Annotated in this window: 13 protein-coding genes; 7 read left to right on the plus strand and 6 right to left on the minus strand. The window is 65.2% G+C overall.

From position 1 onward, the window contains the following. Together QM612_RS04770 and QM612_RS04775 are read left to right on the plus strand one after the other, a co-directional pair. On the plus strand, positions 1-562 hold a 562-nt coding region (locus tag QM612_RS04770), incomplete at its 5' end, for an ABC transporter permease (protein ID WP_415252752.1). A gap of 9 nt (positions 563-571) precedes the next feature. Next, positions 572-1,579 (plus strand): metal-dependent hydrolase, encoded by a 1,008-nt coding sequence (locus tag QM612_RS04775; protein WP_415252753.1) that lies wholly within the window; start codon positions 572-574, stop codon positions 1,577-1,579. A 61-nt stretch (positions 1,580-1,640) separates the two neighbouring features. Here the strand turns inward: QM612_RS04775 and QM612_RS04780 are convergent, their stop codons facing one another. Further along, complete coding sequence (locus QM612_RS04780; protein ID WP_415252754.1) at positions 1,641-1,871, minus strand: helix-turn-helix domain-containing protein; 231 nt, start codon at positions 1,869-1,871, stop codon at positions 1,641-1,643. A gap of 88 nt (positions 1,872-1,959) precedes the next feature. On the opposite strand from QM612_RS04780, the gene QM612_RS04785 reads away from it, so the two are divergent. Both QM612_RS04785 and QM612_RS04790 read left to right on the plus strand, forming a co-directional pair. After that, positions 1,960-2,298, plus strand: a complete 339-nt coding sequence (locus QM612_RS04785) for a hypothetical protein (protein WP_415252755.1) — start codon at positions 1,960-1,962, stop codon at positions 2,296-2,298. Between the two features lie 62 nt (positions 2,299-2,360). Then, positions 2,361-2,714: an excalibur calcium-binding domain-containing protein gene (locus QM612_RS04790; protein ID WP_415252756.1), complete on the plus strand. Its 354-nt coding sequence runs from the start codon at positions 2,361-2,363 to the stop codon at positions 2,712-2,714. Positions 2,715-2,753: 39 nt separating this feature from the next. Here the strand turns inward: QM612_RS04790 and dusB are convergent, their stop codons facing one another. The 4 genes from dusB to QM612_RS04810 all read right to left on the minus strand — a co-directional run bounded on the left by dusB (position 2,754) and on the right by QM612_RS04810 (position 7,005). Further along, positions 2,754-3,752, minus strand: a complete 999-nt coding sequence (dusB, locus tag QM612_RS04795; RefSeq protein ID WP_415252757.1) for a tRNA dihydrouridine synthase DusB — start codon at positions 3,750-3,752, stop codon at positions 2,754-2,756. Positions 3,753-3,884: 132 nt separating this feature from the next. Next, on the minus strand, positions 3,885-5,147 hold the full coding sequence (locus tag QM612_RS04800; protein ID WP_415252758.1) for a nucleoside permease: 1,263 nt from the start codon (positions 5,145-5,147) through the stop codon (positions 3,885-3,887). Between the two features lie 117 nt (positions 5,148-5,264). Then, a complete protein-coding gene (locus QM612_RS04805; RefSeq protein ID WP_415252759.1) occupies positions 5,265-6,401 on the minus strand; it encodes a GGDEF domain-containing protein in 1,137 nt (378 codons plus the stop codon). A gap of 37 nt (positions 6,402-6,438) precedes the next feature. Then, positions 6,439-7,005: a TMEM165/GDT1 family protein gene (locus QM612_RS04810; RefSeq protein ID WP_415252760.1), complete on the minus strand. Its 567-nt coding sequence runs from the start codon at positions 7,003-7,005 to the stop codon at positions 6,439-6,441. Positions 7,006-7,295: 290 nt separating this feature from the next. On the opposite strand from QM612_RS04810, the gene hemP reads away from it, so the two are divergent. Then, positions 7,296-7,490: a hemin uptake protein HemP gene (gene hemP, locus QM612_RS04815; RefSeq protein WP_415252761.1), complete on the plus strand. Its 195-nt coding sequence runs from the start codon at positions 7,296-7,298 to the stop codon at positions 7,488-7,490. Between the two features lie 100 nt (positions 7,491-7,590). Next, positions 7,591-8,172 carry a Hemin transport protein gene (locus QM612_RS04820; protein ID WP_415252762.1) on the plus strand — a complete coding sequence of 194 codons (582 nt, stop codon included), beginning with the start codon at positions 7,591-7,593 and terminating at the stop codon, positions 8,170-8,172. Here the strand turns inward: QM612_RS04820 and QM612_RS04825 are convergent. Beyond that, the gene (locus QM612_RS04825; RefSeq protein ID WP_415252763.1) at positions 8,157-9,092 is read right to left on the minus strand and encodes a carbohydrate kinase family protein; all 936 of its coding nucleotides are present in this window, start codon (positions 9,090-9,092) and stop codon (positions 8,157-8,159) included. The two genes, QM612_RS04820 and QM612_RS04825, sit on opposite strands and share 16 nt — an antisense overlap. A gap of 173 nt (positions 9,093-9,265) precedes the next feature. Here QM612_RS04825 and mreB point away from each other — a divergent pair. After that, positions 9,266-9,843, plus strand: a 578-nt coding sequence (gene mreB, locus QM612_RS04830) for a rod shape-determining protein MreB (protein ID WP_415252764.1), incomplete at its 3' end; no start/stop codon positions are given.

Genomic DNA, 9,843 nt, shown 5'->3' on the forward strand with positions numbered 1-9,843 from the left:
GCCGGGCGTGGCCGAACTGATCGTGCACCAGACCCTGCTGCTGGGCATCGGCCTGCTGTTGGGAAGCCGCCGCGCGCAACTGGGCCGGCGGCTGCATTTCGATATACCTACGCAGCTGGGCATGGCGCTGGCATTCACGCTGATCGCGATCTGCGGATTGCTGTACTACGCCGGTTTCGGCGCATGGGCGCAGGACTATCCACGCGGCGGCAACGTGTCTGGATTGCTGCTGTCGGTGTTGTTGTTCGCGTTGGCGACGGTACCGTTCGGGCTGTTCGTCGGCAGCTTCTTCACCACCCGCGAGCGCGCGTTCCAGTACGTCACCGCGGTGTCGATCCCGCTGTTCTTCCTGTCCAACCTGTCATGGCCCGCGCTGGCCTCGCCACCGGCGCTGGTTGCGTTGGCGAAGCTGCTGCCCACCACGCCCGGCATCAATGCCATCGTCCGCACCCAGCAAATGGGCGCGCAGCTGCCCGAGATTGCCGGTGACCTGCGCAACCTGCTGTTGCTTGCCGTGCTTTACGGCGCTCTGGCGATGTGGCGCTTGCGCGCGCCCCGGTAATATTCGCGCATGGATTCGTTGACCCAGATCGTGCTTGGCGGTGCATTGGCCACCGCCGTCGCGCCTGCTGCGCATCGTCGCGCCGCCTTGCTGGCCGGTGCCGCGCTTGCCACCTTGCCTGACCTTGATGCACTGCCCATCGCATTGTTCACCGATGACCCGGTGGCGCGGATGACGCTGCATCGCAGTTTCAGCCATTCGCTGTTCGTGCTGCCGCTGGCGGGCTGGCTGATCTGGTGGCTGTTCAAGCGGTTCGACAACGGGCGGGTGGCGGCATCGCCCACGCGCTGGTTCTGGGCGATCCAGCTTGCACTCATCACCCATCCACTGCTGGATGCCTTCACCGTCTATGGCACGCAGTTGCTATGGCCGCTGCGAACGCCGCCGGTGATGTGGTCGAGCGTCTTCATCATCGACCCGCTGTACACGGTCTGGCTGCTGCTGGCCTGCGTGGCGGCATTCTTCCTGCGCGAGCGGATTGCCGCGCAACGCGCATTGCTGGCAGGGCTGGCAATCAGTACCGCCTATCTCGGTTGGTCACTGCTGGCAAAGGGCATGGTGGAGCGCGAGGCCGACCGCGCACTGGCGGCGATGGGGCTTGCCGATGCGCCGCGCTTCTCGGTGCCGATGCCGTTCAACACCCTGCTGTGGCGGGTGGTGGCGCTGACGCCGGATGGCTTCGTCGAAGGCGAACATTCGCTGGTGGCGGATCGACGACCCATCGCCTTCCGCCACTACCGGCACGATGCCGATGCACTGGCGCAGGTGGCCGCGTTGCCGGCGGTGGAACGTTTGCGCTGGTTCAACCACGGCTTCATGAAGGCGCAGGTGCGCGATGGCGAACTGGTGCTCAGTGACCTGCGCATGGGCGCGGAGCCGGACTACACCTTCAATTTCGCGGTGGCTGTGCGCGATGGCGCGGGCTGGCGTGAAATCCCGCCGCACCAGTTGCGCTGGCCGTGGCAGGCGGCGCGCAGGCTGGGTGACATGTGGGCGCGGATCTGGAACGAACCATAGGGTGGGGTTTACCCCACCGTTGCCATGCATGCGATGCGTTGATGGTGGGATAAATCCCACCCTATGCCCGACGCAACAACTCCGCAGGCTCCACATTCAATGCCGTGGCGATGCGTTCGATGTTGTAGATAGTGACGTTTTTTTCGCCGCGTTCCAGCATGCCGACGTAGGTGCGATGGACGCCTGCGCGTTCCGCCAACTGTTCCTGCGACAGCCCAAGTGCCTGACGCCGTGTGCGGACCTGGGCAGCAAAGACTTCGACAAGGGAGCAGTCATGGGGCTTGAGCGCCATGCCGCCAATGTCGTGTGTTGCATACCCTGATTCGACATACTACGATTAGCTATCTACGCAGCGCCGCTGCATTGCAATGGGAACAACCATGTCAGCCATCGTTCTCTCGCTTGCGGTGGCAATCGCATTGGCAACGCTTCCCGTGATGTTCGCAGCGCGCATCGTGGGTGCCGAGCGGACGGCCTTCGGCTCCGCTTTTCTGGCGGTCGTCCTGCAACTGGTGCTTTCGGCGATCCTGAAAGTGTTGATGCCGAATGAAGCCGCAGTGCTGGTGGTGGGCGTCATCGCAGGTTCCGCGATTTATGCATATGTCCTTGGGACTTCGTTGCTCAAGGGATTCGTCATCAGCGTGATCGCTCTTGTGATCGCCTTTGTCGCGATCCTTCTGCTTGGGGGATCGCTGGCACTTCTTGCATCTGCGGCTTGATGAGTGCTGGCCGGGATGCTGATCGGCATTCGGCCTGATTAAGACTCATCTGGAGATTCAACATGAAGGTCAAGGAACTCCTGTGGTATGTCGTGTTGGGCGCAGGTGCGCTGTATGCATACGACAAGCCCAAGGGTCAGCCTGAGCCGCAGGCAGCCGGTATCACGCAGCCTGCAAGGCGATCAGCCCCAGAGCCATATGCTCCATCACAGCCGGCGGAAGATCGTTCGTGGATCAAGCCTCGCGAAGAACAGCGTGCTGTTGCGGCTTCATCGTCCTATCAATGCGATGGTCGAACGCATTGCTCGCAGATGCGCTCTTGCGACGAGGCAAACTTCTTCATTCGCAACTGCCCCAATACCCAGATGGATGGCGACGGCGATGGCATTGCCTGCGAGAGGCAGTGGTGCGAATGAGGGTGCGCTGCGTGGAGCAAGCTCCACGCCTACGGATATTCAAGCCGCTTCCGGCAACTCCGGTGCAACACCCGATGCCAGCGCATCGAAATAATCGCGCGTCAGTCGCAGTTGTTCCTGCGCGGTTTGCGCGCGGTTGACCACAGCGCGGAAGGCCATGTTCTCGGGGTGATCCTTCGCATACCAGCCCAGGTGCTTGCGGGCGATGCGCACGCCCGAGGTTTCGCCATAGAACGCATGCAGGTGTTCAAGATGGCCAAGCAGGATGTCGCGCACTTCAATCAGTGTTGGTGCCGGCAGCAGTTCGCCGCTGGCGAGGAAATGCGCGACCTCGCGGAATATCCACGGCCTGCCCTGCGCGGCGCGGCCAATCATCACCGCGTCGCAGCCGGTCGCATCCAATACCCGCTTCGCTTTCTGCGGTGAATCGATATCGCCATTGGCAATCACCGGGATGCGCAGCATCGCCTTGATCGCGGCGATGGTGTCGTATTCGGCAACGCCGGTGTATTGCTGGTCGCGGGTGCGGCCATGCACGGCCAGCGCTGCGATGCCGGCATCTTCTGCGATGCGCGCGATCTCCGGCGCGTTGCGGTGGTCGGCATCCCAGCCGGTGCGGATTTTCAGCGTCACCGGCACATCGACGGCCTTCACCACCGCCTCGACGATCCGCGCCACCAGCAGCGGTTCGCGCATCAGTGCGCTGCCGGCCCAGGCATTGCAGACTTTCTTTGCGGGGCAGCCCATGTTGATGTCGATGAGTTGCGCGCCGTGGCCAACGTTGAAGCGCGCGGCTTCGGCCATCACCTCGGGCACGGTGCCGGCGATCTGCACGCTGATGGGGTCGGGTTCGCCGACGTGATCCATCCGGTGCAGTGACTTCGCCGTGTGCCAGAAGCGCGGGTCGGAAGTGGTCATCTCCGATACCGCCAGCCCCGCGCCCAGCCGCTTGCATAGCAACCGGAACGGCTTGTCCGTCACGCCCGCCATGGGCGCGAGGATCAGCTTCGGTTCAATCGTGTGCGGGCCGATCTGCATGCGGCCATTGTAATTGGCTGCGTGCGTGGATCAGGCCAGCTTGCCTCAACTGAAACAGGTCAGCACGCCGGCGATGGTGGCGGCATGTGATCGACGTTGAACCAGCCGACGACGAAGCCGCGCGGCATGGTGTCAGTGGCCGGCGTGCGCGGGCGTGGCCTTGTCCGGATCGTGGCGATGCTTGAACAGCGGCACGAACAGGATTGCCATCACCAGCGCATACAGCGCGAACGCGGTCCAGATGCCGGGCCAGTCCTTGGTGCCGTCGGCGGCGGTGTAGAAGCGGTCGATCATCCAGCCGCTGATCGAACTGCCCAGTACCGCGCCGATGCCGTTGGTCATCAGCATGTACAAGCCCTGCGCGGAGGCGCGGATGCGCGGGTCGCTCTGTTGTTCGACGAACAGCGAGCCGGAGATGTTGAAGAAGTCGAAGGCCATGCCATACACGATGCAGCTCAGCACGATCATCCACAGGCCCGGGCCCGGGTCACCATAGGCGAACAGGCCGAAGCGCAGGAACCAGGCCAGCATGCTGACTGTCATCACCGTCTTGATGCCAAAGCGTTTCAGGAAGAACGGGATGGTCAGGATGAACAGCGTTTCGCTGATCTGCGAAATCGACATGATGATGGCGGGGTATTTCACCGCCAGCGCATCGGCATAGGCCGGGTTGTTCTCGAACTCGCCGAGGAATGTGCCGCCATAGGCATTGGTCAGTTGCAGCGCCGCACCCAGCAGCATCGCGAAGATGAAGAACACCGCCATGTTGCGGTCGCGGAACAGCCGGAACGATGTCAGTCCGATCACGTCCAGCAGCGAGCGGGTGTCGCTGCGGGTCATGCTGGGCGGGGCTGGCGGCAGGGTGAAGGCATACAGGCCCAGCGCGAACGCGGCGGCGGCGGCGACATAGAACTGTCCAGGCGATTTTTCCAGTCCCAGCAGGCTGGTGGTCCACAGCGCGGCGATGAAGCCCACGGTGCCCCAGACGCGGATTGGCGGATAGTCGCCGATTACGTCCATGCCTTGGCGCTTGAGCGCGTTGTAGGCCACCGTGATCGCCAGCGAGATGGTGGGCATGTAGCACAGCATCGTTGCCAGGATCAGCCAGAAGAACTGGTTGGGGTTGGACGCCTGCGGCAGCAGGCACAGGCAGATGCCGCCGATGATGTGCAGCGCGCCGTACAGTTTTTCGGCATTGATCCAGCGGTCGGCGACGATGCCCATCAGCGACGGCATGAACAGCGCGGAGATGCCCATGGTCGAGAAGATCGCGCCGAAGCTGGTGCCCGACCAGCCACGGGTCTCGAACCAGTAGCGGCCGAGTGTGATAAGCCACGCTCCCCAGATGAAGTACTGGAGGAAGTTCATCACGGTCAGGCGCAATTTCAGGTTCATGCATGTCCCCTGCTGTGCCGCGTGCTGCGGCAGCGATCCCGCAGGGTAGGTCAGCGCCGCCAATCTGGGCAAGTGCGGCGGGCGAGTGCGGGCACGCGCCGCATGCGTGGCAGGGCGTCAGTCGTCGCGTGCCTGGCTCTGGTTGCGCCCACCCAGCTTGGCCTGGCGCAGGCGCAGGTCGGCCTTGCGCAGCAGTTGCGACAGGTCGCCGCCATCGCCCGGCCAGCTGGCAACGCCGGCGCTGAAGGTCAGCCGGATCGGGTCGGCATCCGGCTCGGGCAGGAACGGTGCCGAGGCCACGCTGCGGCGCAGTGCTTCCAGCCGTTCCCAGGTGCGTCCGGTGGGCGTTGGCATCACCAGCACGAACTCCTCGCCGCCCAGCCGCGCCAGCCAGTCGCCGGTTTCCATCTGTTGTTGCAGTACGTCCACCACGTGGCGCAGCGCGCGGTCACCGACATGGTGGCCCAAGGTGTCGTTGATGCGCTTGAAGTAGTCCAGATCGATCAGGCAGACCGACAGCGAACCGCCGCGTTCGCGCGCCTGTTCCATCGCCGCCGGGAAGCGATGCACCAGCAGGGTGCGGTTGGGCAGGCCGGTCAGTCCGTCGGTGCCGGACATCTGCACCAGCCGCTGCATGCGATAGACGATGGTGGCGGTCAGCATCGTCATCAGCACGATCAGGATCAGCCGCTGCAGCTGGTTGGACACGGTGACCGTGCCGTAGTCCAGCGAGACCAGCGCATCGCTGCCGCCGTGCAGGGCGAACACCACGCTGACCAGCAGTGCGTACTGCACGAAGGCGAGCGCGCCCGCATACAGCGCCAGCCGCCCGTCGTTGCGCAGCGCGGTCATCGCGACCGCCAACAGGTAGAACGACCACGCCACCATGCTGTTCAGGCCGATGGCCGGCGAATCCATCGCCAGCAGCACCAGCACCAGCGTGGTCAGCGATACGTCGTAGGTCGCGGTGGCATACGGCAGCCAGGCGTGGCGACCGCGCTGCCGCGCCAGCGCCAGCCAGACCTGGGCCATGACGATGGCGGGGATCGCCCCGACGAAGCCCGCCAGCGTTTCCGTCCAGCTGCCGTTGTCCAGCACGTTGATGAGCGGGAACAGCAGGATCAGCAGCGACAGCGCCGCGCGCAGCCGTGCCACCAGCAGTTCGCCGCCGGTGCCAAGTTCCAGCATCAGCGCGTCGGGACGCTCGCGCAGATGGCTCCAGACATCGCGCAGGCCAGACATCGGTTCGTTCATGCGCATCCCCCTGCCGCGCAGCATAGCCCGGTATCGATCAACTGCCGATGCCGGCCACCGCCGCCCACAAGCCCAGCAGCAGGAACACGCAGGCTGCCGCGATCCGCGCCGCCTTCAACGGCAGCTTCGATGCAAAACGACTGCCCAGCGCGACCACCGGCACGTTCGCCAGCAGCATGCCGAAGGTGGTGCCCGCCACCACCTGCCACAGCGGTGAATACTTCGCCGCCAGCAGCACCGTTGCAACCTGCGTCTTGTCGCCGATCTCGGCGATGAAGAAGGCGGTCGTGGTGGCGAGGAATGCGCCGCGCGCGGGAAGCTTGGCATCGTCTTCCAGCGTGTCCGGCTTCAGCGTCCACAGCGCGATGCCGATGAAGCTTGCGGCCACCACCCAGCGCAGCACGTCAGGCGTCAGCCACGTTGCCGCCAGTGCGCCAAGCCAGCCGGCCAGTGCGTGGTTGAGCACGGTGGCGATGAGGATGCCGGCGATGATCGGCCACGGGCGGCGGAAGCGCGCGGCCAGCAGCAGCGCAAGCAGTTGCGTCTTGTCGCCGATCTCGGCCAGCGCGACCGTGCCGGTGGAGACCAGAAGTGCGTCGAACATCGTGAAACTCCGGGGCCGGGCGTATCGGTGACGGACGCGAAAGCAAACGCCACGTCGCCCGGCCCGGGTGCGTGACGCCTGCCTTCGGTCTTGCCCGCGCGGCATCGGTCTGATGCCGCGTTGCGCGCCATGGTCTGCCGACCAAGTGTGTTGACGCGCAGGCCGCAGAACGTCCCTGCGGCGGGCTACTCCCCGGAGGAGGTAGGGCGCGAATCCTAGCGGCATGATCCACTTGACTCGTAAATGAGAATCATTACTATCAATTCGAGCCACCCATCCGGAGCGTCCCGATGTCCGCCGTCCTTGAACCCCGTTCCCGCCTGACCCACCACCTTGTCATCAAGAGCGGCACCCTGCAGGTCGCCACGCCTTCGGTGGAAAGCCGCAACCTGCTGCAGGGCCACAATGAAGTGCTGATTCGCCACGGTGGCGAGGTCTATCGCCTGCGTCACACCCGCAACGACAAGCTGATCCTGACCAAGTGACCGCGTGAACGCGGTCGTCTTTAGCTTGTTGCCCGCCCGTTGTTGCCAGCCAGCGTCCCGCGACGCGAGCCTGCCGCCCATCGCACGAGGTAATGCCGATATGCGCCTGACGCTCTCGCCCCGGATCGCTTCCACTGCGCTGCTGGCATCGCCGGCGGAGGCTTCGCAGCTGCCCGATGCCCGCCAGCTGGCTGCGCTCGGCAGCGTGCTGTGCCTGCATCGCGCCCATGCCGGCAGTGAACTCGATGGCTGGCTGCAGGCGGTGCGCGCCACCAGCGAAAGCGCGCTGGACAGCGATGGCCTGTACGAACGTCTGGAGTTCCTGGACGCCGACGGCCACTGCTGCTGGCGTCTGTACCTGCTGCCGGATACCGATTTCCTGGCCTGGGAGCGGCTGGTCGCCGGCCTGCCGGGCGAACGCGAACTGCGCGGCGGCATCGGCGAACGCCTGTGGCGGCGCGTGTTCCGCTATCTGGGCGATTCCGCGTGGCGCGCCAGCGTGCTGCGCTTCCACGCACTGCCAACCGGGCGCGGCGATGTCGTGCTGGCAGCCAGTCCGCCGGCGCTGTCGGCCTGCGGCACGGAAGTCGCGCGCCGCATCATCCGGCGCGAGGGTGTCGATGACGCGGCGCTGGCCGAACCACGCCCGCGGCCAAGCCGGGTGCTTCAGCCCAGCGCGTAACCGAACTGCTGGCGGAACTGTTCCGCGAATTCGTTGTAATCGAAGCGCTGGTTCTGGGTGCCGGGGTGTTCCACCTTCAGCGCGCCCATCAGGTTGCCCATGCGGCCGATGGTCATCCAGTCGTAGCCTTTCTCGATGCCGAAGATCAGGCCGGCGCGGAAGGCGTCGCCGCAGCCAGTGGGGTCGGTGACGCGGCGCTCATGCGCAGGCGGCACGCGGAAGGTCTGGCCGTCGGCATGGATTTCCGCGCCCTGCGGGCCGCGCGTGGTGATGTAGGCCTTCACCTTGCCGGCGATGTCCTGCGCGCTCCAGCCGGTGCGTTCCTGCAGCAGGTTGGATTCGTAGTCGTTGACGCAGACGTAGTCGGCCTGTTCGATGAAGGCGCGCAGTTCCTCGCCATTGAACAGCGGCATGGCCTGGCCGGGGTCGAAGATGAAGGGGATGCCCGCTTCGGCAAACTCCTTCGCGTTCTGGATCATGCCCTCGTAGCCATCCGGGCTGACGATGCCGATGGTCACGTTCGCCACGTCCTTCACATGGTTCTCGTAGCTGCGCATCATCGCGCCGGGGTGGAAGGCGGTGATCTGGTTGTTGTCGTGGTCGGTGGTGATGAAGGCCTGCGGGGTGAACAGCTCCGGCAGTTCCTTGACGTGGGCAAGGGTGATGCCCAGTTCGTCGAAATACTCGCGATAGGGGCCGAAATCGCCGCCCACGGTGGCCATCGGGATCGGGTCGCCGCCCAGCAGCTTGAGGTTGTAGGCGATGTTGCCGGCGCAGCCACCGAACTCGCGGCGCATGCGCGGTACCAGGAAGGACACATTCAGGATGTGTACCTTGTCCGGCAGGATGTGGTTCTTGAACTGGTCGGGGAACACCATGATGGTGTCGTAAGCCAGGGAACCACAGATCAGGGCAGCCATCGAAAGCCTCGGGCGAACGGGACACAAGGCCGCGCATGATACCCCGGCTGGCGGTTTTCCTTGCCCGGGCATGGGTGCGTTGCTAGGCTAACCGCCCGCCGGCGGTCTGCGCCGGGTGTCCCATCCCCGCGTTCCCCCGCGCGGCCATCCCCCCTTATCGGCAGTCCCCACGCATGTTCAAGTTCCTCGGGCGCTATTTCTCCAGCGACCTCTCCATCGACCTCGGCACCGCCAACACGCTGATCTACGTGCGCGGGCAGGGCATCGTCCTCAATGAACCTTCGGTCGTGGCCGTGCGCCAGGATCGCGGCGGCGGCGTCCGCGCGGTGGCGGCAGTCGGCAGCGAGGCCAAGCAGATGCTGGGCCGCACGCCCGGCCACATGAGCACGGTGCGCCCGATGAAGGACGGCGTGATCGCCGACTTCACCTACACCGAGGAAATGCTCAAGCACTTCATCCGCAAGGTACACAAGAGCCGCTTCCTGCGCCCCAGCCCGCGCGTGCTGGTCTGCGTGCCGGCAGGCAGCACCCAGGTGGAGCGCCGCGCGATCAAGGAGTCGGCGGAAGAAGCCGGCGCGCGCGAGGTCTATCTGATCGAGGAACCGATGGCCGCCGCGATCGGTGCCGGCATGCCGGTCACCGAGGCGCGCGGCTCGATGGTGGTGGACATCGGCGGCGGCACCACCGAGGTGGGCGTGATCTCGCTCGGCGGCATGGTCTACAAGGGCAGCGCGCGCGTGGGCGGCGACAA

The organism is Thermomonas sp., assembly GCF_047606765.1.
Lineage (GTDB): Bacteria > Pseudomonadota > Gammaproteobacteria > Xanthomonadales > Xanthomonadaceae > Thermomonas.

Bases quoted from the DNA above. Each gene is read 5' to 3' on its own strand.
- QM612_RS04810 (WP_415252760.1), bottom strand. From the start codon at position 7,005: ATGTTCGACGCACTTCTGGTCTCCACCGGCACGGTCGCGCTGGCCGAG.
- QM612_RS04790 (WP_415252756.1), top strand. From the start codon at position 2,361: ATGAAGGTCAAGGAACTCCTGTGGTATGTCGTGTTGGGCGCAGGTGCG.
- QM612_RS04775 (WP_415252753.1), top strand. From the start codon at position 572: ATGGATTCGTTGACCCAGATCGTGCTTGGCGGTGCATTGGCCACCGCC.
- dusB (WP_415252757.1), bottom strand. From the start codon at position 3,752: ATGCAGATCGGCCCGCACACGATTGAACCGAAGCTGATCCTCGCGCCC.
- QM612_RS04825 (WP_415252763.1), bottom strand. From the start codon at position 9,092: ATGGCTGCCCTGATCTGTGGTTCCCTGGCTTACGACACCATCATGGTG.
- QM612_RS04800 (WP_415252758.1), bottom strand. From the start codon at position 5,147: ATGAACCTGAAATTGCGCCTGACCGTGATGAACTTCCTCCAGTACTTC.
- QM612_RS04785 (WP_415252755.1), top strand. From the start codon at position 1,960: ATGTCAGCCATCGTTCTCTCGCTTGCGGTGGCAATCGCATTGGCAACG.
- QM612_RS04805 (WP_415252759.1), bottom strand. From the start codon at position 6,401: ATGAACGAACCGATGTCTGGCCTGCGCGATGTCTGGAGCCATCTGCGC.
- QM612_RS04780 (WP_415252754.1), bottom strand. From the start codon at position 1,871: ATGGCGCTCAAGCCCCATGACTGCTCCCTTGTCGAAGTCTTTGCTGCC.
- hemP (WP_415252761.1), top strand. From the start codon at position 7,296: ATGTCCGCCGTCCTTGAACCCCGTTCCCGCCTGACCCACCACCTTGTC.
- QM612_RS04820 (WP_415252762.1), top strand. From the start codon at position 7,591: ATGCGCCTGACGCTCTCGCCCCGGATCGCTTCCACTGCGCTGCTGGCA.